This window comes from Shinella sp. HZN7, from assembly GCF_001652565.1.
GTDB lineage: Bacteria > Pseudomonadota > Alphaproteobacteria > Rhizobiales > Rhizobiaceae > Shinella > Shinella granuli.
Window position 1 is genome coordinate 1,887,206 of the sequence record NZ_CP015736.1, and the last position, 26,270, is coordinate 1,913,475.

Genomic DNA, 26,270 nt, shown 5'->3' on the forward strand with positions numbered 1-26,270 from the left:
CTGGTTTCCTTTGCCCCATTGCGCAGCGTTATCCCATGGAATCGCTGCCTGCCGTCCGCTCGCCGCTGGACGATTCTGCCTGCCACTATATATCGGGAGGCCGGCTCCTTGACTCAAAAAGCCGGCCAAAGAAAGGAAATCCCATGGCAGAACTGGCTCCGGGCGTCGAAGCTCCGGACTTCACCCTTCCGCGCGATGGCGGCGGCACCATTTCGCTCTCCGCATTCCGCGGCCGGCCCGTCGTCCTCTTCTTCTATCCCAAGGATGACACGGAAGGCTGCACGACGGAAGCGAAGGATTTTACCGCCGCGAAAGCGGATTTCGAGGCCGCCGGCGTCGCCCTCATCGGCCTTTCGCCCGATCCGGTGAAGAAGCACGACAAGTTCGTCGCAAAACACGCGCTCGGCGTGCCGCTCGCCTCGGACGAGAGCCTCCAGACGCTGGAGGCTTACGGTGTCTGGAAGGAAAAGAGCATGTATGGCCGCACCTACATGGGCGTCGAGCGCACGACCGTGCTCGTTGACGCCAACGGCAAGATCGCCGAGATCTGGTCGAAGGTGAAGGTCAAGGGCCATGTCGAGGCCGTGCTGGAAGCCGCCAGAAAGCTTTAAATTTTCAAGGCAAATAATTGAAATGACGGAACTTCCCCATATCGAAAGCCTTCGGGGCGGCACCACGGCGGCCATTGCGGCCGCCGATCTCGACCTGAAGACGGCGCTCGCGCAGGAGACCGCGCGCCGCTGGTTCGCCCGCACACTTTCGATGCGCTCGCCGCGCGACCCGGTCCTGCCGGCGCGGCCCGGCCGGCCGGAAAGACCGGAGCTCATTCCGCCCAGGCACATGGAGAAGCGCTCGCTGCACACGCTCAAGGGCCGCATCGCGCTTCTCCATGCGCTGGCCCATATCGAGCTCAATGCCGTCGACCTCGCGCTCGACATCGTCGCGCGCTTCACGACGGAGCGCGTGCCGCATTCCTTCTTCGACGGCTGGATGCAGGTGGCCTTCGAGGAGGCCAAGCATTTCCGGCTGATCCGCGATCGCCTGCGCGAGCTCGGCGCCGATTATGGCGACCTGCCGGCCCATGACGGGCTCTGGCAGGCCGCGCACGACACGCGCAACGACCTGACCGCCCGCCTTGCCGTCGTGCCGCTCATCCTGGAGGCGCGCGGGCTCGACGTGACGCCGACGCTGCAGGCCAAGATGCGCGAGACCGGGGACGATGCCAGCGCCGACATCCTCGACGTCATCTACAACGACGAGAAGGGCCATGTGGCGGTGGGCGCCAAATGGTTCCGCTTCCTCTGCGCCCGCGAGAAGAAGGACCCTTCGGCCACCTTCAGGGAACTGGTGCGCACGAACTTCCGCGGGCCGCTCAAGCCGCCCTTCAACGATGTCGCACGGGCCGAAGCCGGCCTGACGCCTTCCTTCTACCGCTCGCTCGTTTCCGTCAGCCAAAGCTGATATTCCTCGCCCGCAACCCCGCCGGGAAAGCCTTTGTTAACCCTAACAATGTGTAATTCCGGCACGAGACCTTCAAGAATCGGTCGGGGAGCAAATGGTGGCGGAGCGTCCTGAAAACCGCGTCTTCGGAAAGCGTGCGCAGCAGCATATCGTGATCTTCGCGAGCGGCGACAAGATCCGCCACATGACCATCCGTCCCTGGATGGCTGCCGTCGCCTTCTGCTTTGCCGGCATGTTCACCGTCGGCTACCTTGCCGCCACCTCCTATCTCGTGCTGCGCGACGACCTGATCGGCGCCACCATGGCGCGCCAGGCCCGCATGCAGCACGACTACGAGGACCGCATCTCCGCGCTGCGGGCGCAGGTCGACCGCGTCACCAGCCGCCAGCTCCTCGACCAGCAGGTCGTCGAGGAGAAGGTCGAGAAGCTGATGCAGCAACAGCTCGCCCTCTCCGCCCGCCATGGCAAGCTCGACGCCCTGCTGAACCGCGCCGAAAATGCCGGCGCAACCGCCCCCGTTACCGATGGGATTTCCGTCACGGACGGGCGCCGGGCCGATGCGGTGGGCGCCATCAATGCCATCATGGGCGCGACCGGAAGCGCTTCGCAGAAGACGGCGCAGCTTGCCTATGCCGCGACGAACGAATCGGTCGCCGATCGCGCCGACCGGCTCTTCTCCAAGGTCACGCTCTCACTGAAGGACCTGGAACACGAACAGATCAACCGCATCCAGTCGCTGACGGCCGGCGCCTCGGAAACGGCCGACGCCATCCAGACCATCCTGCGCCGCACCGGCTTCGACGTCGCCGAAAAGGCGGAGGGCGGCGATTCGGAAACGGCGATCGGCGGCCCGTTCGTCGAGCCGGTCGATGTCACCGATCCGTTCGAAACCTCGATCAACGATCTCGACACCGCATTGGACCGCCTCGACAATGCCCGCCGCACCGCGCGAAAGCTGCCCTTCGGCAATCCCTCGCCCGCCAGCAGCATCACGAGCCGTTTCGGCAACCGCACCGACCCGTTCCTCGGCCGTCTCGCGCTGCATGCCGGCATCGACTTTCGCGCCCGCACCGGCACGCAGATCGGCGCAACCGGCGCGGGCACGGTCGTCGTGGCCGGGCGCAACGGTGGCTATGGCAATATGGTGGAAATCGACCACGGCAACGGCCTGACGACGCGCTACGCCCACCTTTCCCGCGTGCTCGTCAAGGTCGGCGACCATGTGGAAGCCTCCACCCCGATCGGGCTTTCCGGCACGACGGGCCGCTCCACTGGCCCGCATCTGCACTATGAAGTGCGCCGCGACGGCAAGGCGCTCGACCCCATGCGCTTCCTCACGGCCGGCATGAAGCTGACGACCTATATGGATTGACGTAACGCAAGGTGAAGCGCTCTGGTATGACAAAAATATCGGCCATGGGCTTCAAATCGCTCGCGCATTTACCAAATTCGCTGATTTCCTTGACTTTCCGGCACTTTCGGCATATTTGCGCTGCATCCTCGCGGCGATAGGGCCGCTGAAACCCATTGCGTTCGCAAGAACCGGAACGGAAACTGTTTTCCCTTTGACCACTTTTGCTGATCTTGGCCTGAGCCCGAAAGTCCTGTCCGCCGTCACCGACGCGGGATACACGATCCCGACCCCGATCCAGGCGGGTGCCATTCCGCCGGCGCTAGCGCGGCGCGACATTCTCGGCATCGCCCAGACGGGCACCGGCAAGACCGCGTCCTTCGTTCTGCCGATGCTGACGCTGCTCGAAAAGGGCCGTGCCCGCGCCCGCATGCCGCGCACGCTCATCCTGGAGCCGACGCGCGAGCTTGCCGCCCAGGTTGCGGAAAACTTCGAGAAATACGGCAAGAACCACAAGCTGAACGTCGCCCTCCTCATCGGCGGCGTCTCCTTCGACGAGCAGGACCGCAAGCTGGAGCGCGGCGCAGACGTGCTGATCTGCACCCCCGGCCGCCTGCTCGACCATTGCGAGCGCGGCAAGCTGCTGATGACCGGCGTCGAGATCCTCGTCATCGACGAGGCGGACCGCATGCTCGACATGGGCTTCATCCCGGATATCGAGCGCATCGCCAAGCTCATTCCCTTCACCCGCCAGACCCTGTTCTTCTCGGCCACCATGCCGCCGGAAATCCAGAAGCTCGCGGACCGCTTCCTGCAGAACCCCGAGCGCATCGAGGTGGCACCGCCCTCCTCCACGGCCAAGACCGTGACGCAGCGCCTCGTCGCCACGCACGGCAAGGACTACGAGAAGCGCGCGACGCTGCGCGATCTCATCCGCGCCCAGGACGACCTGAAGAACGCCATCATCTTCTGCAACCGCAAGGTCGACGTCGCCGAGCTCTTCCGCTCGCTCGACCGCCACGGCTTCTCCGTCGGCGCGCTGCACGGCGACATGGACCAGCGGGCCCGCACGACGATGCTGGCCAACTTCAAGGAAAACAAGCTTACCCTTCTCGTGGCATCCGACGTCGCGGCCCGCGGCCTCGACATTCCGGATGTGAGCCACGTCTTCAATTTCGACGTCCCGATCCATGCCGAGGACTATGTCCACCGCATCGGCCGCACCGGCCGTGCCGGCCGCTCGGGCGCCGCCTTCACCCTGGTATCCAAGCGCGACGGGAAGTTCCTCGACGCCATCGAGAAGCTGATCGATCAGAAGATCGAATGGCTGAGCGGCGGCATCGAAGACCTGCCGCCGCAGGCCGAGAGCGAGGAGCGCGAGCGTCCCCGCGGCGGCCGCGATCGGGGCGGTCGTGACCGCGACCGCGATCGTTCCCGTGGCCGCAAGGGCGAACCCCGCGCAACCGAAACGCGCATCGAGACCAGCGAGAGCGAAGAGAAGGTGGAAGCCGTGAAAGCTGAACGCAAGGCGGAAGGGCGGCCGCAGAATCCCGCTCGCAATCCGCGTGCCGCAAACCATGCCGCACCGCGTCCGGCCAATGACGACAGCCGCGATCGCCGCAGCCGTTACCGCCGCGACGACGATGACGGCCCGACGCCGCTCGGTTTCGGCGACGAGGTTCCGGCCTTCATGCTGATCGCCGGCAAGGCCTGATCTCCCGGAATGTCCATTCCAGGCATCGATGTGCCAGGCCTCGGTTGCGGCCTGGCGATTTTGCGTGAGGGCAAGCTCCTGCTCTACCGGCGCCTGCGCGCGCCGGAGGCCGGCGCATGGAACATCGTCGGCGGCAAGATCGACCACATGGAGCGCGCCGTGGATTCCGCCCGCCGGGAGGCGGAGGAAGAATCGGGGCTGACCATCGGCGCCGTCGATTTCCTGTGCATTTCCGAGCAGATCATCGCGGACGAACGCCAGCACTGGCTGTCGCTCATCTATGTGACGGAGGATTTTTCCGGCGAGCCGCGCGTCATGGAGCCGGAGAAGCTGCCGGAATTCGGCTGGTTCTCCCTCGACGCCCTGCCCGCGCCGCTCTCGCGCTTTGCCGCCGATGCGGTGAAAGCCTTGCGGAAATGATCAGAACCGGGCGGTCGCACCGATGATGAAGGTGCGGCCGCGGCCGTTCTTGACGCCGCCGTAATTGTCCATCAGGCCTGAATTCGCCTTCATGTAGGTCGTGTCGAAGACGTTCTCGACATTGAAGAAGATCTTGGCGTTCTCGTTGACCTGCCAGGAGGCATGCGCGTCGAACAGCGTATAGGCGTCGACGTCGAAGGCCATGCTCTGGTTGATATAGGCCTGCTTGCTCTTGCCGACATAACGCATCCGGCCGCCGACGGTGAGCGTTTCCTCCAGGAAGCGCATGCCGGCGTCGATGGTCAGGAAATCGTCCGGCAGCCGTCCCGTGTCGCTGCCGACGCCGGCGGCGGAACCTTCCGGCTGCTTGGTGTCGGCGAGCGTCAGCGAGAAGCCGGCATAGTAGCGGCCGGCATCGTAGCCGCCCTCCACTTCCAGCCCTTTCATCACCGTCGTGCCATCCACGTTGACCCAGCGCGCCGCGCCGTCCGTGTCGATGTCATAGGTGATGTAGTCGCGGATGCGGTTGTGGAAATAGCCGACCTTCAACCAGGCGGAATCGCCCGGCGTCAGGAGGTCGTCCGTCGTCATGTTGACGCCGAACTCCCAGCCGCGGCTCTTTTCGGGCACGAGGTTGGGATTGTTGTTGACCGGGTCGGAGGAGCCGTCGAAGCTGTGGCCGCCGGGATAGAACATCTCGGCCGCCGTCGGCGGGCGGGCGGTATGGGCATAGGTCACATAGGGCTGGAGCCATTCGAGTGGGCGCGCCGAGAGGGTGACCTTCGGGTTGAGGTCGCCGCCGTCGCGCGACAGCGTCTCCATCGGGCACGGATCACCGCCGGCAGCGCAGCCGTTCGTGCCCGGCGCGTCGTAGCCGCTGACGCCTTCGAGCGACCAGTAGTCGTAGCGCAGGCCCCCGGTCAGGTCGAAGATGCCGTGCGAGATCGTCGCCTCGCTGAAGACGCCCGCCTTCACCAGCGTCCCGTCCGGATTGGCGCCGCGCTTGGCGTTGCCCTCGTAGCGGTCGCGGCTGTAGGCGCCGCCATAGGTGAGCTTCAGCTCCGTTTCCTCGCCAAGATCGAAGCGCATGCGGTTGGAAATGTCGAAGCCGGCCGTCGTGTTGGTGCCCTTGCGGCCGTCGAACGTGCTGACATTGCCGTTGGTGCCGTCGAATTCGAGATCGGTGATGTTGAGATAGGCGTTGATCGAGAGGTCGATCAGGTCGCTGCCGGGCTGGTAGCTGTATTTTGCCGTATAGGTCTGGTTCTCGACGATCCAGTTGTAGCCGGAGCTGCCCGGCAGGAACTCGTTGCCGTACCAGATGCCGCCGAGCGACAGCTTGTGATCGGCGTTCGGCGACAGGTTGACCTTGAAGAGGCCCGATTTCGGATGCTGGTCGCCGGCATTCGGGTAGAGGATGCCCGAGCCGTTCTCGTAGGGGCTCTTCTTCGTGTCGCTGAGCGCGCCGACGATGCCGATCTCGCCCTCGCCCATCTCGGTGCGCACGGCGCCGCTGAGGAGGCGCGAATAGTCGAAGCCGTTGGTACCGGCGCGCACCGAGGTCATCACCCCGTAGTCCCTGCCGGGCAGCAGCACGTCGTCGACGTCGAGCGTGCGGAAATTGGCCGCGCCCGCCAGCGTGCCCATGCCCTCGGCACCCGAGACCGCGCCCCGCGTCACGTCGATGCCGACCAGCATGTTCTGTTCCACATAAAGCAGGCTGTCGAAGGTGCCGCCATGGCCGGACAGGTTGCTGAAGGTCTGCGGCACGCCATCGATCATGCTGTTGACGCGGCCCATGCCCTGCATGCCGCGGATGTTGACGGTGATGCCCGGCTGGTCCGCCGGCTCGCGCGTGAAGGTGCCCGGTGCGGAGCGCAGGACCTGCATCACGTCGCCGGCATAGCGGTCCTGGATCTTCTCGCGGTCGGCGGTCGAGACGCCGGCCGGAACGTCGACGATGCCGTCGCCATTGCCATCGCCTTCCACGTTGATCTGCTGGAGGTCGGTCGCCGTCGCGTCCTGCGCGGTGGCGGGTCCGGCGGCTGCCAGCAGCGCAAGCGCCATGGCCGTGCCCGCAAGAAGCGTTGACGCGTGAAAACGAACCTGTTTCATGGAGACCTCACCGCACTCTGCCCGCGCAATTTTGACGCGCGGACCGATCGGTAATGGACAACATGACAATATAAGTCAAGTTTTAATGCCGCGTTTTCCGGGCTGCGGTTATTTGGCCCGCAGCGCCGCCTCGTAGGCCCGGCGCACCCAGAGTGCCATGAGGTCGGGATCGTCGAAGGCCTCGTCCGGAATGGACCAGTAGGGCATCTTCACCGGCTTGCCGCTCTTGCCGTCATAGAACCATTGCCGGCAGCCGGCGGCCGCGAAATCCGGGGCGCTGACCGCGTCGGCCTTGAGCAGGATCTCGTCATAGACTTCCAGCGCCAGGATGCGGCCCTGGTGGTAGATGCCCTTGCCGCCGAACATGCGCTTGATCGTCACCGGTCCCAGCGCCTGGAACATCTCCTCGATCGCGTCCCGATCCATGCCCTACCCTTTCAGGACCCCGCCCGCGGCCAGCACCGCCTCCGGCGTGTCGACGTCGATATGCGCCGCCGCGCCGATCTCCACGTCGACGATGTCGAGCCCGGCGCTCTCGACGATATGGCGCGCGCCGACATCGCCTTCAAGCTGCAGGATCGCGGCGAAGGTGGTGCGCGGCAGCACGACGGGATTGCCGCGCTTTCCGCCGGAGACGGCCCGCACGATGGCATGGCCGCCGGCCGCGGCAAAGGCATCGAGCAGCCGGCGCACGTCCTCGCCGGTGACATGCGGCATGTCGGCCAGCATGACGGCGACCCCGTCGCAGCCCGGGCCGAGCGCGGCGACGCCCGCCCGCAGCGAGGTCGACATGCCCTGCGCATGATCGGGATTGCGCACGAGATCGACCTTGAGGCCGGAAAGCTCCGCCTCCACCTCCTGCGCCCGGTGTCCCGTCACCACCAGCACGCGCGCCGGCCGGGCTGCCAGCGCCGCCTCCGTCGAACGGCGGACGAGCGCCTTGCCGTCGAAGGCGGCGAGCAGCTTGTGGCGGCCGTGCATGCGGCTGGCGCGGCCGGCGGCGAGCACCAGTGCCGCGACGGAGAGCGGCCGTTCCTCTGCCCGGACATCGCGCGGCTGTGGCCGGCTCGGGATCTCGGCGAGAAGGCCGCCGACGCCCATGCCGGTGATCTCGGTGGGGCCGGGCGTTTCCCCGGCGAGGATGCGGGCGAGGATCCAGTCGAAACCGTTTTCCTTCGGGCTGCGCGCGCAGCCGGGCGCACCGATGACCGGCACCGCGCCCACGCGGCCGAGGACCAGCAGGTTGCCGGGATCGACCGGCATGCCGACATGCTCGACCACGCCGCCGGCGGCCCGGATGGCCGCGGGGATGACATCGTTGCCATCGGTGACGGCGGAGGCGCCGAAGACGAGCACGAGGTCGTTGTCTGCCACCGCCACACGGATCGCCTCGGCGACGCCGGATGCCTGGTGCGGCACCCGCACCTCGCCGGTCAAGCGGCTGCCGGAGGGATGCAGGCGCTGTTCGAGCAGCCGGCGCGTCTTGTCCATCACGGAGGGTTTCAGCGTCGGCAGTTCCGTCGCGACGAGCCCGACGCGGCGGGGCACGAACGGCTTGACCTCCAGCGCCCGGCTGGAGGCCAGCACCGCCGCCGCCTTGCGTGCGAGATCGCCGGCCACCGCCAGCGGAATGATCTTGATCGTCGCCACCATGTCGCCGGCCGTCACGCTGGCATGGTCCGGCAGGGTGGCGATGGTGATGGCCGGATCGACCCGGTTGAACCGGTCGATGGCCGCCCGGTCGGCGACGAAGAGCCCGTTGGCGGCGGCATGGAGATTGATGCGGCCGGTCGTGGGCGGGGTGAAGGTCAGGTGGTCCGGCGGTATCGCCTCGGCGATCAGCGCCGCCGCCGCGTCCTCGTCGAGATCGCCGGCTTCGAGGCGCACGGCGATGACGGTCGCGACACCGGCGGTAAGCAGCCCGTCGCAATCCGCCTGCGTCACCACATGCCCCTTGTGCAGCGACAGGCCCGCCACGCGCACGCCATGCGCCAGCCGCGCGCCCAGCGCCCCGGACACCGGAACCTCCCCGAAGATCATGGTCCGGCCCCGAGGAGGGGGCGCCGGCGCAGATGCGCCACGATGTCGGCCAGGATGGCGACGGCGATCTCCGCCGGGCTCGCGGCGCCGATATCGAGGCCGATGGGCGCCGAGATGCGGGCGATCTCCGCCGCGCCGTGCCCCAGCGCCGTCAGGCGCTCGACGCGCTTGGCATGGGTCTTCCGGCTGCCGAGCGCGCCGACATAGAAACAGCCGGTGGTGAGCGCCTGCGACAGCGGAAAATCGTCGATCTTCGGATCGTGCGTGACGGCGACGAGGGCGGTATAGGCATCGAGCGGCCGCACCTTCAGCACATCCTCCGGCCAGTCGGCGGCAAGGTCGATGCCGGCAAAGCGCTCTTCCGTGGCAAAGGCGGTGCGCGGGTCGATGATGGTGATGTCGAAACCGGCGACGCCGGCCATCCGCGCCAGCGCCTGGCTGATATGGACCGCGCCGATGGCGACGATGCGGGCGGGCGGCAGGTGGACATTGAGGAAGAATTTTCGATCCTCGACTTCCACAAGGCCGGACCGGCCGGAGCGGAAGGCGCGCGTGATCGCCTCGCCGAGCGGGCCGGCGACCGGATCGCCCTCGCGGATCACCCGGTCGCGGCCGTCGCCGAGATCGGTCAGGTGGATGACGGCACGGCGGGCGGCGCGCTCCGCGTTCAATTTGCGCAGGAGATAGGGATCCATCAGCCGACGCGCTCCACATAGACCCGGATGCGCCCGCCGCAGGACAGGCCGACGCGCCAGGCGGTCTCGTCGGCGACGCCGAATTCCAGGAGCCGCGGCTCGCCGTCCGCAATCACCTCCATCGCCTCGCCGATGACGGCGCCCTCGACGCAGCCGCCGGAAACCGAGCCGTGGAAATTGCCCTCGCCGTCGATCACCAGATGGCTGCCGACCGGGCGCGGCGCCGAGCCCCAGGTCTCGATGACCGTGGCGAGCGCCACCATGCGCCCGTCGTCCATCCAGCGTTCCGCGATGGCCAGCGGATCGAACACGTCGTTGGTCTCCATTCTCCCCTCCTCATGCCGCCGGCAGGAAACGCCGCGGATCGCCGGTGCCGCGCGGCGCCTCGCCGGAAAGCGCCGCCACCAGGTCGGCCATGGCCTCCAGATTGTGCACCGGCCGCAATTCGTCGACATGCGGCAGCATCGCCCGCACCCCGCGCGCCCGCGCCTCGAACCCTTCGAAGCGCAGGAGCGGATTGAGCCAGACGAGCCGCCGGCAGGAGCGGTGCAGCCGGTCCATCTCCCTTTCCAGGAGGTCGATGCCCTCACGCTCCAGCCCGTCGGTGATAAGCAACACGACCGCGCCCTGCCCCAGCACGCGGCGCGACCAGAGCCGGTTGAATTCCTTCAGCGTCTCGCCGATGCGCGTGCCGCCGGACCAGTCGCTGACCGACTGGCTGCACGCCTCCACCGCGATATCGGGATCGCGGTGGCGCATCTGGCGCGTGACATTGCTGAGCCGCGTGCCGAACAGGAAGGCGTGCAGGCGGCGGCGGTGTTCGCCGAGCGCATGCAGGAAATGCAGGAAGATGCGCGTGTACTGGCTCATCGAGCCGGAAATGTCGGCCAGCACCACGAGCGGCGGATGCACCGTCTTCGGCCCCCGGTGGCGCGGCAGGATCAGCGCGCCGCCGGTGCGCATGGCATGGCGCATCGTGGCGCGCGCGTCGATCGCCACCGGCCGGGTGGAACGGCGGAAGCGGCGCGTGCGCACCTCGTCGAGAGGCAGCACGAGGCCGGCGATGGCGCGCTTGGCGGCGGCAAGCTCGGCCGCGGACATCTGCGCGAAATCCGTCTTGCGCAGCACCTCGCTGCCGGAGGCGGTGAACCGGGCATCGACCTCGATGTCCGGCTCGTCGCGCAGGCGCCGCTCGTCCTGCCGGCCGCCGAACAGCGCATCGGAGACGCGCGTCTCGCCCGCCTTGCGCTTCTCCCGCTCCGCCTCGCGCCGCACCACCGGCGACATCAGCGCGATCATCTTGCCGACGAGCTCGCGCGAGCGCCAGAACAGCCGGAACGCCTCGTCGAAGACCGCGTCGTCCTCGTGCCGCTTGACCAGCGTCGCATGCAGCGCCGTATAGAATTCCTCGCGCTCGCCGATGCCGATCGCCCGCACCGCCTCGATGGCATCCGTCACCGCCGCCGGCCCGATGCGCAGGCCCGCCTTGCGCAACACGCGGGCGAAGAACACGATATTGTCGGCAAGCCGCCCCTCGAAGGCCGCGCCCGATAGGCCGTTGTCCGCCGCCGCCGTCATCGCTCAGCCCGCCGCCGCCAGATCGGCCTTCACGCCATCCAGCAGCCTGCGCCCCTCCGCGCCCTCGATGCGGGCGATGTCGTCCTGGTACTTGAGCAGCGTCCCGAGCGTGTCGGACACGGTTTCCGGGTCGAGCGCGACGCGGTCGAGCTCGGTGAGCGCGCTCGCCCAGTCGATGGTTTCGGCGACGCCCGGATTCTTGAAGAGATCGAGCCCGCGCAGCTTCTGTACATAGGCGACGACCTCCCGCGAGAGCGCCGCGTTGCAGCCCGGCACCTTGCGGCGGATGATCTCCAGTTCCTGCGCGGCGGCGGGATAATCGACCCAGTGGTAGAGACAGCGGCGCTTCAGCGCGTCGTGCACCTCGCGGGTGCGGTTCGTCGTGATGATGACGATGGGCGGCTCGGCGGCGCGGATGGTGCCGAGCTCCGGCACCGTCACCTGGAAATCGGACAGCACTTCGAGGAGGAAGGCTTCGAAGGCCTCGTCGGTGCGGTCCAGTTCGTCGATCAGGAAGACCGGCGCCCGGCCATCCGGCGAGGAGAGCGCCTGCAGCACGGGGCGGCGGATGAGATAGCGCTCGGAGAAGATGTCAGCCTCGATGCGGCCGCGATCCGTGGTTCCGGCAGCCTCGGCAAGGCGGATCTCCAGCATCTGCGCCGGATAGTTCCACTCATAGACCGCCGAGGAGATGTCGAGGCCCTCGTAGCATTGCAGGCGGATCAGCGGGCGGTCGAGTGCGGCGGCAAGCACCTTTGCGATCTCCGTCTTGCCGACGCCGGCCTCGCCCTCCAGGAAGAGCGGCCGCTTCATGCGCAGCGCGAGGAACAAGACGGTCGCCAGCGACCGTCCGGCGAGATAGTTGCCCGCCGCCAGCATCTCCACGGTTTCGTCGATGGATTGCGGGATGTTTCCGCGTTGATAGGCCACGCCGTTCCTCCGTCTGGAAGAACGAACTTATAGCGTGCGGTAGCCCCGGTCCATATAGAGAAGGGCCTCTCCGGGCTCGCCGAAGGAGACGCCCATCACCTCGCCGATCAGCACCATATGCGTCGCCATGACCTTGAGCTCGACAAGCCGGCAATCGAAGGCGGCCAGCGCATCCTTCAGCACGGGCGCGCCGGTCACCAGCTCCTGCCAGTTGCCCATGGAGAAGCGCTGCTCCGCCGTCAGCGCCGGGTCGCGGCCGGAAAAGGCGTTGGCAAGGTCGATCTGGCCGGCGGAAAGCGTGTTGAGCGCGAAATTGCCGCTTCTGGAGAAGATCGCGTTCTTCGGATTGGAGGCGTTGACGCAGGCGAGCACCATGGCCGGATTGTCCGACACCGAGCAGGCGGCGGTGATCGTCACGCCGCGCTTTTCGCCCGCATGCGCCGTCGTCACGATCTGCACATGGCCGGCATAGCGGCTCATCGCATCACGGTAGAGCGACGGGTCCAGCATCAATCTGTCCAACACGGCATTCTCCTTCACCACAGGAGATACATGGCGAAAATGAAGCAAAATGTAACCCCCGTTCCCGAATTTTCCTGTCCTGCCGGAGACGAGGCGGCCATATTTCTCTTTGACGCTGCCGGCCCGATCCTTACAAAGAGCGTCATCGCGATCGATGGATTGAGAATGAGAACCGCCTTCCTTGCCAGCCTGCTCGGCGCCTCGGTGCTTGCCGCCTCTCCCGCAGCCGCGGCCGGCCTCACCTTCGCCGTGGTCGCGCCGGCGGAAGGGCCGCTCGCCATCCTCGGCCAGCAGGTGCGCGACGGCGCCCGCTTCGCCGCGCAGGCGAACGGCGACACGGTGGTGGAAATTCCCGAGGCCTGCGATGAGAGCGACGGCGCGGCGATCGGCAAGGCGATCCTGGCGGCGGATGCCGTTGCCGCGGTCGGCTTCCTCTGCACGGAGGGGCTTGCCGCCGCCCTGCCCGCCCTTGCCGAGGCGAAGGTGCCGGCGATCACGCTTTCCGTGCGCTCGGGCATCCTCATGGAGGATGCGCTGAAGAAGAATTGGCCGCTCTTCCGCCTCGCCCCCGGCCCGAAGGCGGAGGCCGACAAGGCGGTCGAGATCATCGTCCGGGACTGGAAGGCCGAGCCCTTCGCGCTCATCGACGACGGCACGATCCATGCCCGCGAGCTGGTCGAGACGATCCGGCTGCGACTGGAGGAGGTCGGCATGAAAGCCGCCTTCGTCGACACCTATCGCCCGGCGCAGGAGCAGCAGCTCACCCTCGTGCGCCGCCTCGCCCAGACAGGCGTCACGCGCGTCTTCGTCGGCGGCGACCGGACGGATATGGCGGTGATCGCGCGCGATGCCGGGACGGAGAAGGTGGCGCTGGCGCTTATCGGCGGCGAGGCCCTGATGGGCGCCGATCCGCTCGTGCCGATGACCGACGGCGTCGGGGCGATCGCGCTGCCGGACTACCAGGCCTTGCCGGAGGGCGAGGCCGTCGCGGCGGCGATGAAGGAAAAGGATATTTTCGCGGAAGGCTATGTGCTGCCCGCCCATGCGGCCGTCACCATCCTTGCGACGGCGGCAAGCCGCGGCGGCGATCTTGCGGCGGCACTTTCCGGCACGCCCTTCGCGACGGCGATCGGCACCGTCGCCTTCGGGGCCGACCACGAACTCGCGGAAAATCCCTATCGCCTGCTCGTCTGGCGCGCCGGCGCCTTCGTGCCGGCCGACACGGCAACGGGGAGCGAATGATGCGGCCCGGCCCGAGAAACCGCCTGACGGATGTCGCCGGGCTCACGGTCGGCAACGCCACGGATCATGTGCTTCGCTCCGGCGTCACCGTCGTCCTCTGCGAGGAACCGGCGACGGCCGCCGTGCAGGTGCTGGGCGGCGCGCCCGGCACGCGCGAGACCGATCTCCTGGAACCGCACAACACGGTCGAGGCCGTCGATGCGCTGGTGCTGTCCGGCGGCTCGGCCTTCGGGCTCGATGCGGCATCGGGGGTACAGGCGGGCCTTCGCGAAAGGGGGCGCGGCTTTGCCGTCGGCCCGCACCGCGTGCCGATCGTGCCGGCCGCCATCCTCTTCGACCTGATGAACGGCGGCGCCAAGGACTGGGGCCGCTATCCGCCCTATCGCGAGCTCGGCCATACGGCGCTTGCCGAGGCGACGGCGGATTTTGCCACCGGCAGCGTCGGCGCCGGCACCGGCGCGCTGACGGCGACCTGCAAGGGCGGGCTCGGCACCGCCTCCAGCGTCGTCGAGGGCGGCTTCACCATCGGCGCGCTTGTCGCGGTCAATGCGCTCGGCTCCGCCACCATCGGCGATACGCGGCATTTCTGGGCGGCGCCGTTCGAGGAGGCGGACGAATTCGGCGGCCTCGGCCTGCCCTTCCCCTTCCCAGCGGATGCCCGCACGCCGCGCACGAAACTGTCCCGGCGGCAGAGCGGCACGGAAAACACGACGATCGCCGTCATCGCCACCGATGCGGTCCTCACCAAGGCCGAGGCCAAGCGGCTGGCGATCGCCGCCCATGACGGCTTCGCCCGTGCCCTCTGGCCGGCCCATACGCCGCTCGACGGCGACCTCGTCTTCGCACTTTCGACCGGCAGGAGCGGCCGCCGGCCGGCGCCGGAGGACTTCATCACGCTCTGCGCCACTGCGGCCGCCACCATGGCCCGCGCCATCGCCCGCGGCGTACACGATGCGACGCCGATGCCCGGCGACATGTTGCCGAGCTGGGCGCTGCGGTAATTCGACCGTTGTTCCCCCCTGCCGGGAATGGTATGGCGACGCCAAATTCCTTCTTGACGGAGCCTGACATGACCCTTCCCATCCGGATCGCGCCCTCCATCCTCGCCGCCGACTATGCCAAGCTGGGTCAGGAAGTGCGCGACGTCGTTTCGGCCGGGGCGGACTGGATCCATCTCGACATCATGGACGGCCATTTCGTGCCGAACATCTCCTTCGGTCCCGATGTCATCAAGGCGCTGCGCCCGCACACCGACGCCTTCTTCGACTGCCACCTGATGATCGCGCCCGCCGATCCCTATCTCGAAGCCTTCGCGAAGGCCGGCTGCGACGGCATCACCGTGCATGCCGAGGCCGGCCCGCACCTCGACCGCTCGCTGCAGGCGATCCGCGCGCTCGGCAAGCGCGCCGGCGTGTCGATCAACCCGGCCACCTCGGAAAGCGTGCTGGACTACCTGCTCGACAAGATCGACCTCATCCTCGTCATGACGGTCAATCCCGGCTTCGGCGGCCAGAAGTTCATCCCGGCCATGCAGGAAAAACTGCGCCGCGTTCGGAAAATGGTCGGCGACCGGCCGATCGACATTGAGGTCGACGGCGGCATCGCCGTCGATACGATCGCCCTGCCCGCCGCGGCCGGCGCCAATGTCTTCGTCGCGGGCTCGGCGATCTTCAGCGGCGGTCATGTTGACGCCTATCGCAAAACCATCGACACTCTGCGCAGCAATGCGGAGGGCGCGCGGGCGTGACGATGTTCCGGAAGGCGGCAAGCGCCCTTGCGGCATGCCTGCTGGCGGCGAGCGCGGCCACGGCCGGCGATTTCTCCACCTTCCAGTCGCTCGGCTTCTCGCCGGACGGCAAGGTCTATGCCTTCGAGGAATTCGGCGTCCAGGACGGCTCGGGCTTTCCCTATTCCAACGTCTATTTCATCGACACGGAAAAGGACACCTATCTCTCGGGCACGCCGATCCGCGTGCGGATCGACGACGAGGCGGCGGATATCGCCCAGGCGCGCGCGCAAAGCCGCGACAAGGCCGGGGCGCTGATCGAGACGCACAAGGTGCTCTCCCATCCCGGCGTGATGGCCGCCTTCAACCCGATGGGCGAAGTCGGCGCCGACAGGAGCCGCATAGAATATCTGAAACACGCCATCGAACCGACGCCGGGCGGCAGCTTCGCCCTCGCGCTGGAGGAAATCCCGCTTGCGCTCTCCGAAAAGTGCCGCGACATCACGCCGGAGGGCGGCAAGGGATTCCGCCTGACGCTCGTCAGGCGCGACGGCGAAGCGGCCGACACGGTGGTGCATGAGGATGCGCACGTGCCCGACAGCCGCGCCTGCCCGCTTTCCTACCAGGTTTCCGGCGCGTTCACCTTCAATCCGATCGACGGCGACCCGGTCCATGTCGCGCTCGTCCTGGTGCGCAGCTTCGGCTTCGAGGGCAGCGACGGCCGCTGGATCGCCGTGCCCTTCCGGCCCTGACCATGGAGCTGGCCGCGACGGGACGGGACGGGCCTGATGCCGCAAGGCGGCAGCCGTCCGCGCCGATCTTCCCGTCGCTGCCGGTCTGTCTCGGCGGCGCGCTTGGCTGGGGCGCGCTGATGGCGGCCGGCGCCCTTCTGTCGCTGACGCTGCAGGGGCGCGCCGAAAACTTCCAGCTCATGCGGATCCTCGTAATCTATTTTGCCGGCGGCCTTGCCGCCTGGCCCCTCGCCCTGCCGCTGGCGCGGTTCCTCACCCGCCACCGGCCGTTCGAAACCCGCTTTGCCGCCCATTTCGCGCTGCTCAGCCTCGGCACCATCGCCGTGACGGCCTTCCTCTTTGCCCTGGACTACCGGCTGTTCTACGCGCAATGGCACCATGCGCCCGGCACGCGCATCTGGATCTACCATTTCGTCTTCACCATTGCCGGCGCTGTCTACCAGTTCCTCGTCATGGGCCTTAGCCTGTACCTGCCGGTCGGATTGCCCGTCGTTGCGGGCGCCAGCCTGTGGCTCTCCCGATCCATCCCCCGATCCATACGTTGAGCTTGCCGGCCATCTTTGCTAAAGCGGCGGCAATTCCCACCCTGCCAAGGAAAGCCAAGAGCCGATGATCCCTCGCTATTCCCGACCGGACATGGTCGCCATCTGGTCGCCCGAAACGAAGTTCCGCATCTGGTTCGAAATCGAAGCCCATGCCTGCGATGCGCTCGCAGAGCTCGGCGTCATCCCGAAATCGGCCGCCGAGACGATCTGGGAGAAGGGCGGCAAGGCCGAATTCGACGTCGCCCGCATCGACGAGATCGAGGCCGTCACCAAGCATGACGTCATCGCCTTCCTGACGCACCTCGCCGAATTCGTCGGCCCGGACAGCCGCTTCGTGCACCAGGGCATGACCTCCTCCGACGTGCTCGACACGACCTTCAACATCCAGCTCGTGCGCGCCGCCGACATCCTGCTTGCCGGCATGGACCGCGTGCTCGCCGCGCTGAAGGCCCGCGCCTTCGAGCACAAGGACACGATCCGCATCGGCCGCAGCCACGGCATCCATGCCGAGCCGACGACGATGGGCCTGACGCTCGCCCGCTTCTACGCCGAGATGGACCGGGGCCGCGCCCGCCTCGTCGCCGCCCGCGCGGAAATCGCCACGGGCGCGATCTCCGGCGCCGTCGGCACCTTCGCCAATATCGACCCGCGCGTCGAGGAACATGTCTGCGCCAAGCTCGGCCTCGTGCCCGAGCCGGTCTCCACGCAGGTCATCCCCCGCGACCGCCACGCCATGTTCTTCGCCACGCTCGGCGTCATCGCATCGTCCATCGAGAACGTCGCGATCGAGATCCGCCACATGCAGCGCACGGAAGTGCTGGAGGCGGAGGAATTCTTCTCGCCCGGCCAGAAGGGCTCGTCCGCCATGCCGCACAAGCGCAACCCGGTGCTGACGGAAAACCTGACGGGCCTCGCCCGCCTCGTGCGCATGGCCGTCACCCCAGCCATGGAGAACGTGGCGCTCTGGCACGAGCGCGACATCTCCCATTCCAGCGTCGAGCGCGGCATCGGCCCGGATACGACGATCACGCTCGACTTCGCGCTGAACCGGCTTGCCGGCGTCATCGAGAAGCTGGTGATCTACCCGGACAACATGATGAAGAATCTCAACAAGTTCCGCGGCCTCGTTCACTCGCAGCGCGTCCTGCTTGCCCTTACGCAAGCCGGTGTGTCGCGCGAGGATTCCTACCGCCTCGTGCAGCGCAACGCCATGAAGGTCTGGGAACAGGGCAAGGACTTCCTGGAAGAACTGCTGGCCGACGCCGAGGTGCGCGCCGCCCTCACCGAAGAGCAGATCCGCGAAAAATTCGATCTTGGCTACCACACCAAGCACGTCGACACGATCTTCCGCCGCGTCTTCGGCACCGTGTAACCCACGCTTTCGCGATCGGCCGGCGAAGCCTCTTCGCCGGCCGGCCCCTCTGTATTAGACTTCCCTTGCGTGCAATGGCGCACGCCTTCCCGGGGGCTGAACATGAGGTTTCCTGCTGCCGTGCTTCTCGCCGTGGCTTTCTTCGCCGGAACGGCGCAGGCACAGACACCGCAATCCGTCGTCGAACTCCTGACCGCCGGCTACGACATCATCAATGTGTCGCCGATCGCCGAAAGCTATGCGGTCTTCCTGGAGAAGGACGACACGGTCGTCATCTGCCAGATCGGCTTCAAGGACGGCGCCTTTTCCACCGACAGGTGTTATCCGCTGGACAAATGAGGGCCGGAAACGGCGATGGCGCCATTGGCGCCATCGCTCCCCTCTGACGGGCGGCCTTGCACTCTCCTCCTGGCGCGTGCCGCCCGCAAAACGGCGTCATCGCTGCTCGTCGACGACGATCTTGCGATAGAGATGCCAGGTGGCATGGCCGAGGATGGGCATGATCACGGCGAGCCCCACGAAGACCGGGATGGAGCCGACGACCAGCAGCGCGGCGACGATCAGCCCCCAGCAGGCGACCGGCACCGGGTTCACCAGCGTGGCGCGCAGCGAGGTCTCGATGGCCGCCACGGCGCCGACATCCCGGTCGAGCAGCAGCGGAAAGGTGACCACCGTCGTCGCCAGGACGACGAGCGCGAAGCAGAAGCCGATGGTATTGCCGGCCAGCATCAGCAGCAACCCGTTCTCCGAACCGAAGACGGAGGCGAAGAACAGGGCGAGCGACTGCGGCGGCTCCGGCCCGAACAGGCTGGTATAGAGCAGTTGCGCGAAGACCAGCCAGGCGATGAACAGCGCCATCAGCATGGCGCCGACGGCAAGGATGGACGGCAGAGCCGGCGAGTTGCGCACCTCCAGCGCATGGCGCCAGGAGGCATCCATGCCGCGCTCGCGCCGCCGGCTGATCTCGTAGAGGCCGATGGCGAAGAACGGTCCGAGCAGCGCAAAACCGGCCACCAGCGGAAAGATCAGCGGCAGCATGTTGACGCCGGAACTCCAGGTGACGAGCACCACGCCCGCGATCGGATAGATGAGGCTGAGGAAGACGTAGTGCGACGGCTTGGCGCGAAAATCGTCGAAGCCGCGGCGAAGCGCATCCATCACGTCGGAAATGCCGATCCGCCGGATCGCCGGGCGCGCCGCCATCTGATCGTGGCCTGCCATCACATGAAAGGTCGCCATGACAATTCCTCCTTGCCGGTTCGAGACCGTCTCGGCGCGCGCGCATGGAAGGCAATCGTCCGCCACCAGGGCGTGCCGTGATTGGCATTGAAGGGATCGGATCATACACCCGGGCGGTTGATTTGTCCCTCCCCCTTGACTTCAGCACTTCGTGAACGCACATGCCGGCGCATGAAAGCCTCAGAAGCAGAAATCCTCATCATCCCCGGCTACACCAATTCCGGGCCCGAGCATTGGCAGAGCCGCTGGCAGTCCAAGCTCGGTTCGGCGCGGCGCGTCGAGCAGGCAGAATGGTCCAAACCCGTGCGCGAGGACTGGGTGCAGCGCGTGATCGAAGAGGTCGCGGCCGCCAGCAAGCCCGTCGTGCTCGTCGCCCATTCGCTGGGCGTGGCAGCGGCGATCCATGCCGCCCCGCATCTCGGCAACAAGGTGGCCGGCGCCTTTCTCGTCGCGCCGCCCGATGTCGCCAACGAGGGCATCCGGCCGAAGCACCTGATGACCTTCGGCCCCTATCCGCGCGAGCCGCTCCGCTTCCCCTCGCTCGTCGTCGCAAGCCGCAACGATCCCTTCGGCACCTACGAGCATGCCGACGACATCGCCGCCGCCTGGGGGGCGCTGCTGCTCGATGCGGGAGAGGCCGGGCATATCAACACGGAGTCCGGCCATGGCCCCTGGCCGGAGGGCACGATGGTCTTCGCCCAGTTCCTGAGCCGGCTCAAGGCGCCCGAATGACGGGCACCTTCCGGCCTCATTAAGAGGAATTTCATAGAAATCCTGCACGCTGGCCCCGTTGAGTTCCAAGCAGGCGCCGCGTTTCATGGCCAAACCATCCGGTTCGACCTCCATTGCCGTGCATGAAACGGAGCGCGAGCCGTTTTATCGCTGGCTTTTTGCGCGGTCCGGATTCGGTTTCGCCGCGCTCGATGCCGAGGGGCGCATCCTCGAGGCGAACGGGGCGTTCCTGCGGCCCTTCGGCGTCTCCTGCCCCTCCGCCCTTCCTCCCTTCCCCGATTGCGTCTCGCCCAAGGACCGCGCCGTCATCGCCTTTGCGATGCGTCCAGGCCCTGCCGAACAGGCGCCGTGGGAAATCCGCCTGCAGCGGCCCGATGGCACCGAATTCTGGGTGCTGGCATCCTTCGTCGAGGCGCCGGTCCTGCCCGGCGAGCCGCCAGCGCCCGCCCTCCTCATCCAGACCACCGACATCGACGAGCGCAAGCGCAACACGCTCGAACTGGCGGAGCGCGAAAGCCGCTGGAACCATGCGCTCGAATCCGCCGGCCAGGGCGTCTGGGACCATGATTTCGCCCGCGGCGACCTCTTCTATTCCCGCCAGTGGCGGGCGATCCGCGGCCTGCAGCCGGACGACCCCATCGAATCCTCCCTGGAGGACTGGCTTCAATGCGTGCATCCCGACGACCGGGCGCATGTCCTGGAGGAGATCCACAAGCAGGAAACCGGCCAGACGCCGTTCAACGTGTTCTCCTATCGCGAGCGTCACAAGGACGGTCACTTCGTCTGGATCGAGAGCCGCGGCGCCGTCGTCGACTACGGGCCGGACGGCAAGCCGAGCCGCATCGCCGGCACCGACACGGACATAACCGAGCGCAAGGAGGCGGAAGAGCGCCTCGCCCAGCTTTCCCGCCGGCTGGAACTGGCGCTCGGCGTCTCGCGCATCGGCGTCTTCGATGTCAACCTGCAGACCGGCGACGTGCGCTGGGACAATCGCATGATCGAGATGTACGGCGTGACGGAAAAGCCGGACGCAGGCACCTGGGAACGGGCGCTTCATCCGCAGGACCAGTCGAAGGCAAAGGCAAAGGTCAGCGACAGCCTCTTCCGCAGCCAGGATTTCGCCAACGAGTTCCGCATCATCCGCGGCGATGGCGAAATCCGCCACATCCGCAGCCGCGCGGCCCCCTATGTCGACATGGCAGGCGCGCCGCGCCTCATCGGCGTGAACTGGGACATCACCGACGACATGCGGCTCCAGGAAGAGCTGCAGCATGCCAAGGAACTGGCGGAAGCGCGCAATGCCGAACTGGAGGCCGCCCGGGCACGCATCGAATACACGGCCCTGCACGATCACCTGACCGGCCTGCCGAACCGCCGTTATCTCGACGCCGCCATCGAGGCGGCCGCACGGGAGGCAAAGCAGAGCGGCAGCCGCCTTGCCGTGCTGCATATCGATCTCGATCGCTTCAAGGAGATCAACGACACGCTCGGGCATCTTGCCGGCGACCAGATGCTCGTCCACGCCGCCGGCGTGCTCAATGAGCTGAAGGGCCCCGGTGATTTCGTCGCCCGCATCGGCGGCGACGAGTTCGTCTTCCTGTCGACCGGCTCGGCCGGACGCAACCTCGCCATGCTCGCCGAGGCGATCGTGGCGGCGATGCGCAAGCCCGTCACCTTCAACGGTCATATCTGCCGCTTCGGCGCGAGCGTCGGCATCGCCAGCCAGTCAGGCGACGCCATTGACGCCAAGCAGCTCCTCGTCAATGCCGATCTCGCGCTCTATCGCGCCAAGAACCGCGGGCGCAGCCGGCATGAATTCTTCACCAGCGATTTCCAGGCGCAGATCATCGTCAACAAGAAGACGGCCGACGAAATCCTCACGGGCATCGAGCAGCAGCGCTTCCTGCCCTACTATCAGCCGCAGTTCTGTGCCCGCACGCTCGACGTGGTCGGCGTCGAGACGCTGGCACGCTGGGACCACCCGACCCGCGGCATCCTCGCGCCCGATACCTTCCTGAAGATCGCCGAGGATCTCGACTGCGTGGCGATGATCGACCGCATCGTGCTCGAAAAATCGCTTGCCGACTATGCCTGCTGGCAGGCGCTCGACCTCGGCATCGAGAAGATCTCGGTCAATGTCTCCTCCAAGCGCCTGCACGATCCGGAGCTGGCCCGCTCGCTGCAAACGCTGGCCATCCGCCCGAAATCCCTGTCCTTCGAACTCCTGGAATCGATCTTCCTCGACGATTGCGACCGCACCGTGCTGGAAAACCTCGCCGAGATGCGCAAGCTCGGCATCGATATCGAGATCGACGATTTCGGCACCGGCCATGCCTCGATCATCAGCCTGATGAAGCTCTCGCCGCGCCGGCTGAAGATCGACCGGCAGCTTGTCAAGCCGGTCAGCCGCTCGCCCGGCCAGCGCAAGCTCGTCGGCACCATCGTCGAGATCGGCCGCTCGCTGAACATCGAGGTGGTGGCCGAAGGCGTCGAGACGCCGGCCCATGTCGCCATCATGCGCGATCTCGGCTGCGACATCCTGCAGGGCTATGCGCTCGCCCGGCCCATGCCGGCAGGCGCCATTCCGGAATTCGTGCAGCGCCAGGAATGGCGCCACCAGGGCGGCAATGCACGCGACCTCCAGAACGAGGTCCGCCGCGCCGTCACCCGCTAGAACGAGAAAAGCCGCCCGGCGGACCGGACGGCTTTGAATGGCACGGCCTGATGGCGGAAATGCCGTCAGCCCACTTCGAGCTGCGCGATGGCGACGGCCAGGAGCTCGATCATCTGGACGCGAATCTCGTCTTCGCTGCGGGCAACGCCGGCCGCGTCGAAATCGGCCTTGATCTTGCGCACGACGTCCTCATGGCCGACTTCCTCGAAATCGGCGGCAATGACTTCCTTGGCATAGGCGTCCGCATCGCTGTCCGTCTTGCCGAGCAGGCCGGCAGCCCACAGGCCGACCAGCTTGTTGCGGCGTGCTTCGGCCTTGAAGCGCAGCTCCTCGTCCAGCGCGAACTTGGCCTCGAAGGCCTTTTCCCGATCCTGCATGCTGGTCATCTATGGCTCCCGTAGATTCTCTGACCCGTTAGGCTTTCCGCCCATAAATCAAAACAACGGCAAAAGTGCAATGCGAACTTTCGTGAGGTCCGTACTTCCCGGAAAACGGGGGATCGGCCGTGACAGCGATTGTTAAACTGCGGCATTTCGTTTATGGGAGCGCAAACGAACGACACCTGCGCGGCCCAAGCGCGCCAACAACAGAGATAAAATCCATGAACCGTCGCCGCCGTATCTACGAAGGCAAGGCCAAGATCCTGTACGAGGGTCCCGAGCCGGGCACGCTGATCCAGTTCTTCAAGGATGACGCCACCGCCTTCAACAAGAAGAAACACGATGTCATCGACGGAAAGGGTGTGCTGAACAACCGGATCTCCGAGTACATCTTCACCCAGCTCAACAAGATGGGCATCCCGACCCACTTCATCCGCCGGCTCAACATGCGCGAGCAGTTGATCAAGGAAGTCGAGATCATCCCGCTGGAAGTGGTCGTGCGCAACGTCGCGGCCGGCTCGCTCTCCAAGCGTCTCGGCATCGAGGAAGGCACCGTGCTGCCGCGCTCGATCATCGAATTCTATTTCAAGGCCGATGCGCTGGAAGACCCCATGGTCTCCGAAGAGCACATCACCGCCTTCGGCTGGGCAAGCCCGCAGGAACTCGACGACATCATGGCGCTCGCCATCCGCGTCAACGACTTCCTCTCCGGCCTCTTCCTCGGCGTCGGCATCCAGCTCGTCGATTTCAAGATCGAGTGCGGCCGGCTCTACGAAGGCGACATGATGCGCATCATCATCGCCGACGAGATCTCGCCGGACAGCTGCCGCCTCTGGGACATCGCCACCCAGGAGAAGATGGACAAGGACCGCTTCCGCCGCGACATGGGCGGCCTGGTCGAGGCCTACCAGGAAGTGGCCCGCCGCCTCGGCATCATCAACGAGAACGAGCCCGTGCGCGGCACCGGCCCGGTTCTGGTGAAGTAACACGCCTTCCAAGGATGGACAGACAGACATGATCAAGGCACGCGTAACGGTTACGCTCAAGAACGGTGTTTTGGACCCGCAGGGCAAGGCGATCGAGGGCGCCCTCGGCAGCCTCGGCTTCGACGGCGTCGGCCAGGTCCGCCAAGGCAAGGTCTTCGACCTGGAGCTCGCCACCGCCGACCGCGCCAAGGCCGAAGCCGACCTCAAGGCCATGTGCGACAAGCTGCTGGCCAACACGGTAATCGAGAACTATACTATCGCCCTCGCCTGACGGTTGAAGGAGATGGCAAATGGCGGATGCGACAAACGACCTGCTCCATGAATTGCTGAAAAGCTTTCATGTCCGCATGGACAAGTTGGACAGGGGTTTGGCCGACCTCCGCAGCGAGATGATCACGATGCGCGGTAACATCGTGACCATCCAGCAGGATGTGCATCACATCTACTCGCGCCTGGACCGCGTGGACCAGCGCCTCGACCGTATCGAAAACCGCCTCGAACTGCGTGAACTCGCCGAGGCCCAGGCAAGGTTTGAACCACACCCATGAAGTCCGCCGTCGTCCAACTTCCCGGCCTCAACCGTGACCGCGACATGATCGCGGCGCTGACCAAGATCTCCGGCCAGGCGCCGGTCACCGTCTGGCAGACGGAAACGGAGCTGCCCGACGTCGACCTGATCGTCATCCCGGGCGGTTTCTCCTACGGCGACTACCTGCGTTGCGGCGCGATTGCCGCCCGCATGCCCGTCATGCAGGCGATCAAGGCGAAGGCCGAGGCCGGCGTGAAGGTGCTGGGCGTGTGCAACGGCTTCCAGATCCTGCTCGAATCCGGCCTCCTGCCCGGCGCGTTGATGCGCAATGCCTCGCTGAAATTCGTCTGCCGCGAGGTGAAGCTCGAAGTGGCCAATGCCGAGACCGACTTCACCCGCGCTTATGAGAAGGGCCAGATCATCCGCTGCCCGGTCGCCCATCACGACGGCAACTATTTCGCCGACGCCGAGACGCTGGCCGCCATCGAAGGCAATGGCCAGGTCGTGTTCCGCTATGCGCAAGGCACCAACCCGAACGGCTCGATCAACGACATTGCCGGCGTGATGAACGCAAGGGGCAACGTGCTCGGCCTGATGCCGCACCCGGAAAACCTCATCGAGGCCGCCCATGGCGGTTCCGATGGCCGCGGCCTCTTCGCCTCGGTGCTCGACGTCATCGCGGCCTGACAACCGCAGGAAATCTTCGGGCCGGGATGATCGCGGATCGTCACCGGCCCGCAGATGTATACCGATGCTGAGAGCATCGGCTCGGATGACGGAAACGGATGCCGCCGGCCCGCGCGCCGTTTCGTCAGGCTCTCTTAACGCCCTGTTGCTATCAAGGGCGCATGTCCACCCCCGAAAGGCCCTCCATGCACTCTTTTCCTGCCGCCAAGCTCTTCCTGCCGCTTCTCGCCGTTGCGGCTCTGGCGGCTTGCCAGGCGAAGACCCCGGCACCGCAGGTCAACGGCGCCGCCCTGCCGACCATGGAGCGCGTCGCGCTCGCGGCGAACAGCTGCTGGTTCAAGTCGGGCGACCCGGCCTTCAAGGCCTATCGCCTCGCGCCGGAGCTGAACTCCTTCTCCGGTCGCCCGCGCATCCTCGTCGTCCACCGCAATTCGCCGGAATCGCGCCCGCTGCTCGTCGTGCAGGCGGAGGGCAACCCGGCCAGGCTCGATACCTTCGGCCCGATGATGGGCGAGGCCGTCGGCCCGCGCATCGCGACCGACGTCAAGCGCTGGGCCGCCGGCGGCAAGGGCTGCTGACG

29 protein-coding genes are annotated in these 26,270 nt (G+C 66.6%); 19 read left to right on the forward strand and 10 right to left on the reverse strand.

Going from position 1 to position 26,270, the window contains the following annotated elements; all coding sequences use genetic code 11:
* Window positions 1-143: 143 nt before the first annotated feature.
* The 5 genes from shn_RS09140 to shn_RS09160 all read left to right on the forward strand — a co-directional run bounded on the left by shn_RS09140 (window position 144) and on the right by shn_RS09160 (window position 4,946).
* The gene (locus tag shn_RS09140; protein ID WP_064330111.1) at window positions 144-611 is read left to right on the forward strand and encodes a peroxiredoxin; all 468 of its coding nucleotides are present in this window, start codon (window positions 144-146) and stop codon (window positions 609-611) included.
* A 22-nt stretch (window positions 612-633) separates the two neighbouring features.
* Window positions 634-1,461 carry a ferritin-like domain-containing protein gene (locus shn_RS09145; protein WP_064330112.1) on the forward strand — a complete coding sequence of 276 codons (828 nt, stop codon included), beginning with the start codon at window positions 634-636 and terminating at the stop codon, window positions 1,459-1,461.
* Window positions 1,462-1,555: 94 nt separating this feature from the next.
* The gene (locus shn_RS09150; RefSeq protein WP_064330113.1) at window positions 1,556-2,833 is read left to right on the forward strand and encodes a M23 family metallopeptidase; all 1,278 of its coding nucleotides are present in this window, start codon (window positions 1,556-1,558) and stop codon (window positions 2,831-2,833) included.
* 193 nt (window positions 2,834-3,026) lie between these two features.
* On the forward strand, window positions 3,027-4,526 hold the full coding sequence (locus shn_RS09155; protein WP_064330114.1) for a DEAD/DEAH box helicase: 1,500 nt from the start codon (window positions 3,027-3,029) through the stop codon (window positions 4,524-4,526).
* 9 nt (window positions 4,527-4,535) lie between these two features.
* Window positions 4,536-4,946: an NUDIX domain-containing protein gene (locus shn_RS09160; RefSeq protein WP_064330115.1), complete on the forward strand. Its 411-nt coding sequence runs from the start codon at window positions 4,536-4,538 to the stop codon at window positions 4,944-4,946.
* Here shn_RS09160 and shn_RS09165 read toward each other — a convergent pair whose 3' ends face one another.
* The 8 genes from shn_RS09165 to shn_RS09200 form a co-directional block, all read right to left on the reverse strand.
* Window positions 4,947-7,061, reverse strand: a complete 2,115-nt coding sequence (locus tag shn_RS09165; RefSeq protein WP_064330116.1) for a TonB-dependent receptor domain-containing protein — start codon at window positions 7,059-7,061, stop codon at window positions 4,947-4,949.
* A 108-nt stretch (window positions 7,062-7,169) separates the two neighbouring features.
* Entirely contained in the window at window positions 7,170-7,487 is a 318-nt protein-coding gene (locus tag shn_RS09170) for a TfoX/Sxy family protein (protein ID WP_064330117.1), read from the reverse strand.
* Window positions 7,488-7,490: 3 nt separating this feature from the next.
* Window positions 7,491-9,101 (reverse strand): NTP transferase domain-containing protein, encoded by a 1,611-nt coding sequence (locus tag shn_RS09175; protein ID WP_064330118.1) that lies wholly within the window; start codon window positions 9,099-9,101, stop codon window positions 7,491-7,493.
* The gene (locus shn_RS09180; RefSeq protein ID WP_064330119.1) at window positions 9,098-9,796 is read right to left on the reverse strand and encodes an XdhC family protein; all 699 of its coding nucleotides are present in this window, start codon (window positions 9,794-9,796) and stop codon (window positions 9,098-9,100) included. The genes shn_RS09175 and shn_RS09180 overlap by 4 nt, the downstream gene beginning before the upstream one ends.
* A complete protein-coding gene (locus shn_RS09185; protein WP_064330120.1) occupies window positions 9,796-10,122 on the reverse strand; it encodes an XdhC family protein in 327 nt (108 codons plus the stop codon). Before shn_RS09185 ends, shn_RS09180 begins: the two co-directional genes overlap by 1 nt.
* Window positions 10,123-10,132: 10 nt before the next feature.
* Complete coding sequence (locus tag shn_RS09190) at window positions 10,133-11,374, reverse strand: VWA domain-containing protein (RefSeq protein ID WP_064330121.1); 1,242 nt, start codon at window positions 11,372-11,374, stop codon at window positions 10,133-10,135.
* A gap of 3 nt (window positions 11,375-11,377) precedes the next feature.
* Window positions 11,378-12,253, reverse strand: coding sequence for a MoxR family ATPase (locus shn_RS09195; protein ID WP_064332513.1), 876 nt, complete (start codon window positions 12,251-12,253; stop codon window positions 11,378-11,380).
* A gap of 78 nt (window positions 12,254-12,331) precedes the next feature.
* Entirely contained in the window at window positions 12,332-12,814 is a 483-nt protein-coding gene (locus tag shn_RS09200) for a flavin reductase family protein (RefSeq protein WP_084437879.1), read from the reverse strand.
* A gap of 177 nt (window positions 12,815-12,991) precedes the next feature.
* Here shn_RS09200 and shn_RS09205 point away from each other — a divergent pair, with 177 nt between their 5' ends.
* The 7 genes from shn_RS09205 to shn_RS09235 all read left to right on the forward strand — a co-directional run bounded on the left by shn_RS09205 (window position 12,992) and on the right by shn_RS09235 (window position 18,802).
* Window positions 12,992-14,068 carry an ABC transporter substrate-binding protein gene (locus shn_RS09205; protein WP_064330123.1) on the forward strand — a complete coding sequence of 359 codons (1,077 nt, stop codon included), beginning with the start codon at window positions 12,992-12,994 and terminating at the stop codon, window positions 14,066-14,068.
* Window positions 14,065-15,069 carry a P1 family peptidase gene (locus shn_RS09210; protein ID WP_064330124.1) on the forward strand — a complete coding sequence of 335 codons (1,005 nt, stop codon included), beginning with the start codon at window positions 14,065-14,067 and terminating at the stop codon, window positions 15,067-15,069. The genes shn_RS09205 and shn_RS09210 overlap by 4 nt, the downstream gene beginning before the upstream one ends.
* Before the next feature lie 68 nt (window positions 15,070-15,137).
* A complete protein-coding gene (gene rpe, locus shn_RS09215; protein WP_064332514.1) occupies window positions 15,138-15,815 on the forward strand; it encodes a ribulose-phosphate 3-epimerase in 678 nt (225 codons plus the stop codon).
* Between the two features lie 2 nt (window positions 15,816-15,817).
* A complete protein-coding gene (locus shn_RS09220) occupies window positions 15,818-16,546 on the forward strand; it encodes a DUF2259 domain-containing protein (protein WP_064330125.1) in 729 nt (242 codons plus the stop codon).
* A 2-nt stretch (window positions 16,547-16,548) separates the two neighbouring features.
* Entirely contained in the window at window positions 16,549-17,091 is a 543-nt protein-coding gene (locus tag shn_RS09225; protein ID WP_064330126.1) for a hypothetical protein, read from the forward strand.
* 64 nt (window positions 17,092-17,155) lie between these two features.
* The gene (purB, locus tag shn_RS09230; RefSeq protein WP_064330127.1) at window positions 17,156-18,463 is read left to right on the forward strand and encodes an adenylosuccinate lyase; all 1,308 of its coding nucleotides are present in this window, start codon (window positions 17,156-17,158) and stop codon (window positions 18,461-18,463) included.
* Window positions 18,464-18,565: 102 nt separating this feature from the next.
* On the forward strand, window positions 18,566-18,802 hold the full coding sequence (locus tag shn_RS09235) for a hypothetical protein (protein WP_145925890.1): 237 nt from the start codon (window positions 18,566-18,568) through the stop codon (window positions 18,800-18,802).
* Window positions 18,803-18,898: 96 nt separating this feature from the next.
* Here shn_RS09235 and shn_RS09240 read toward each other — a convergent pair whose 3' ends face one another.
* Complete coding sequence (locus shn_RS09240) at window positions 18,899-19,702, reverse strand: DUF2189 domain-containing protein (RefSeq protein ID WP_064330129.1); 804 nt, start codon at window positions 19,700-19,702, stop codon at window positions 18,899-18,901.
* A 171-nt stretch (window positions 19,703-19,873) separates the two neighbouring features.
* Here shn_RS09240 and shn_RS09245 point away from each other — a divergent pair, with 171 nt between their 5' ends.
* Together shn_RS09245 and shn_RS09250 are read left to right on the forward strand one after the other, a co-directional pair.
* Window positions 19,874-20,434: an alpha/beta hydrolase gene (locus shn_RS09245; RefSeq protein ID WP_064330130.1), complete on the forward strand. Its 561-nt coding sequence runs from the start codon at window positions 19,874-19,876 to the stop codon at window positions 20,432-20,434.
* An 85-nt stretch (window positions 20,435-20,519) separates the two neighbouring features.
* The gene (locus tag shn_RS09250; protein WP_145925891.1) at window positions 20,520-23,108 is read left to right on the forward strand and encodes a bifunctional diguanylate cyclase/phosphodiesterase; all 2,589 of its coding nucleotides are present in this window, start codon (window positions 20,520-20,522) and stop codon (window positions 23,106-23,108) included.
* A 65-nt stretch (window positions 23,109-23,173) separates the two neighbouring features.
* Here the strand turns inward: shn_RS09250 and shn_RS09255 are convergent, their stop codons facing one another.
* Entirely contained in the window at window positions 23,174-23,494 is a 321-nt protein-coding gene (locus shn_RS09255; RefSeq protein ID WP_064330131.1) for a DUF1476 domain-containing protein, read from the reverse strand.
* A 215-nt stretch (window positions 23,495-23,709) separates the two neighbouring features.
* On the opposite strand from shn_RS09255, the gene purC reads away from it, so the two are divergent.
* The 5 genes from purC to shn_RS09280 all read left to right on the forward strand — a co-directional run bounded on the left by purC (window position 23,710) and on the right by shn_RS09280 (window position 26,268).
* Window positions 23,710-24,474, forward strand: a complete 765-nt coding sequence (gene purC / locus shn_RS09260; RefSeq protein WP_064330132.1) for a phosphoribosylaminoimidazolesuccinocarboxamide synthase — start codon at window positions 23,710-23,712, stop codon at window positions 24,472-24,474.
* Window positions 24,475-24,502: 28 nt separating this feature from the next.
* Window positions 24,503-24,745: a phosphoribosylformylglycinamidine synthase subunit PurS gene (gene purS, locus shn_RS09265; protein ID WP_023517061.1), complete on the forward strand. Its 243-nt coding sequence runs from the start codon at window positions 24,503-24,505 to the stop codon at window positions 24,743-24,745.
* A gap of 19 nt (window positions 24,746-24,764) precedes the next feature.
* Window positions 24,765-25,022, forward strand: coding sequence for a hypothetical protein (locus tag shn_RS09270; RefSeq protein ID WP_064330133.1), 258 nt, complete (start codon window positions 24,765-24,767; stop codon window positions 25,020-25,022).
* A complete protein-coding gene (purQ, locus tag shn_RS09275; RefSeq protein ID WP_064330134.1) occupies window positions 25,019-25,690 on the forward strand; it encodes a phosphoribosylformylglycinamidine synthase subunit PurQ in 672 nt (223 codons plus the stop codon). Before shn_RS09270 ends, purQ begins: the two co-directional genes overlap by 4 nt.
* A 185-nt stretch (window positions 25,691-25,875) precedes the next feature.
* The gene (locus shn_RS09280; RefSeq protein ID WP_145925892.1) at window positions 25,876-26,268 is read left to right on the forward strand and encodes a hypothetical protein; all 393 of its coding nucleotides are present in this window, start codon (window positions 25,876-25,878) and stop codon (window positions 26,266-26,268) included.
* Window positions 26,269-26,270: the final 2 nt, after the last annotated feature.

What these genes read in the sequence shown, in the direction of transcription:
- shn_RS09270 (WP_064330133.1), top strand. Translation starts at nt 24,765, where the DNA reads ATGGCGGATGCGACAAACGACCTGCTCCATGAATTGCTGAAAAGCTTT.
- purB (WP_064330127.1), top strand. Translation starts at nt 17,156, where the DNA reads ATGATCCCTCGCTATTCCCGACCGGACATGGTCGCCATCTGGTCGCCC.
- shn_RS09150 (WP_064330113.1), top strand. Translation starts at nt 1,556, where the DNA reads ATGGTGGCGGAGCGTCCTGAAAACCGCGTCTTCGGAAAGCGTGCGCAG.
- shn_RS09210 (WP_064330124.1), top strand. Translation starts at nt 14,065, where the DNA reads ATGATGCGGCCCGGCCCGAGAAACCGCCTGACGGATGTCGCCGGGCTC.
- shn_RS09170 (WP_064330117.1), bottom strand. Translation starts at nt 7,487, where the DNA reads ATGGATCGGGACGCGATCGAGGAGATGTTCCAGGCGCTGGGACCGGTG.
- shn_RS09255 (WP_064330131.1), bottom strand. Translation starts at nt 23,494, where the DNA reads ATGACCAGCATGCAGGATCGGGAAAAGGCCTTCGAGGCCAAGTTCGCG.
- shn_RS09165 (WP_064330116.1), bottom strand. Translation starts at nt 7,061, where the DNA reads ATGAAACAGGTTCGTTTTCACGCGTCAACGCTTCTTGCGGGCACGGCC.
- shn_RS09145 (WP_064330112.1), top strand. Translation starts at nt 634, where the DNA reads ATGACGGAACTTCCCCATATCGAAAGCCTTCGGGGCGGCACCACGGCG.
- shn_RS09175 (WP_064330118.1), bottom strand. Translation starts at nt 9,101, where the DNA reads ATGATCTTCGGGGAGGTTCCGGTGTCCGGGGCGCTGGGCGCGCGGCTG.
- shn_RS09160 (WP_064330115.1), top strand. Translation starts at nt 4,536, where the DNA reads ATGTCCATTCCAGGCATCGATGTGCCAGGCCTCGGTTGCGGCCTGGCG.
- purQ (WP_064330134.1), top strand. Translation starts at nt 25,019, where the DNA reads ATGAAGTCCGCCGTCGTCCAACTTCCCGGCCTCAACCGTGACCGCGAC.
- purC (WP_064330132.1), top strand. Translation starts at nt 23,710, where the DNA reads ATGAACCGTCGCCGCCGTATCTACGAAGGCAAGGCCAAGATCCTGTAC.
- shn_RS09180 (WP_064330119.1), bottom strand. Translation starts at nt 9,796, where the DNA reads ATGGATCCCTATCTCCTGCGCAAATTGAACGCGGAGCGCGCCGCCCGC.
- rpe (WP_064332514.1), top strand. Translation starts at nt 15,138, where the DNA reads ATGACCCTTCCCATCCGGATCGCGCCCTCCATCCTCGCCGCCGACTAT.
- shn_RS09200 (WP_084437879.1), bottom strand. Translation starts at nt 12,814, where the DNA reads ATGCTGGACCCGTCGCTCTACCGTGATGCGATGAGCCGCTATGCCGGC.
- shn_RS09220 (WP_064330125.1), top strand. Translation starts at nt 15,818, where the DNA reads ATGTTCCGGAAGGCGGCAAGCGCCCTTGCGGCATGCCTGCTGGCGGCG.
- shn_RS09225 (WP_064330126.1), top strand. Translation starts at nt 16,549, where the DNA reads ATGGAGCTGGCCGCGACGGGACGGGACGGGCCTGATGCCGCAAGGCGG.
- shn_RS09140 (WP_064330111.1), top strand. Translation starts at nt 144, where the DNA reads ATGGCAGAACTGGCTCCGGGCGTCGAAGCTCCGGACTTCACCCTTCCG.
- shn_RS09185 (WP_064330120.1), bottom strand. Translation starts at nt 10,122, where the DNA reads ATGGAGACCAACGACGTGTTCGATCCGCTGGCCATCGCGGAACGCTGG.
- shn_RS09205 (WP_064330123.1), top strand. Translation starts at nt 12,992, where the DNA reads ATGAGAACCGCCTTCCTTGCCAGCCTGCTCGGCGCCTCGGTGCTTGCC.
- shn_RS09240 (WP_064330129.1), bottom strand. Translation starts at nt 19,702, where the DNA reads ATGGCGACCTTTCATGTGATGGCAGGCCACGATCAGATGGCGGCGCGC.
- shn_RS09245 (WP_064330130.1), top strand. Translation starts at nt 19,874, where the DNA reads ATGAAAGCCTCAGAAGCAGAAATCCTCATCATCCCCGGCTACACCAAT.
- shn_RS09280 (WP_145925892.1), top strand. Translation starts at nt 25,876, where the DNA reads ATGCACTCTTTTCCTGCCGCCAAGCTCTTCCTGCCGCTTCTCGCCGTT.
- shn_RS09190 (WP_064330121.1), bottom strand. Translation starts at nt 11,374, where the DNA reads ATGACGGCGGCGGCGGACAACGGCCTATCGGGCGCGGCCTTCGAGGGG.
- shn_RS09250 (WP_145925891.1), top strand. Translation starts at nt 20,520, where the DNA reads ATGGCCAAACCATCCGGTTCGACCTCCATTGCCGTGCATGAAACGGAG.
- shn_RS09195 (WP_064332513.1), bottom strand. Translation starts at nt 12,253, where the DNA reads ATGCTGGCGGCGGGCAACTATCTCGCCGGACGGTCGCTGGCGACCGTC.
- shn_RS09235 (WP_145925890.1), top strand. Translation starts at nt 18,566, where the DNA reads ATGAGGTTTCCTGCTGCCGTGCTTCTCGCCGTGGCTTTCTTCGCCGGA.
- purS (WP_023517061.1), top strand. Translation starts at nt 24,503, where the DNA reads ATGATCAAGGCACGCGTAACGGTTACGCTCAAGAACGGTGTTTTGGAC.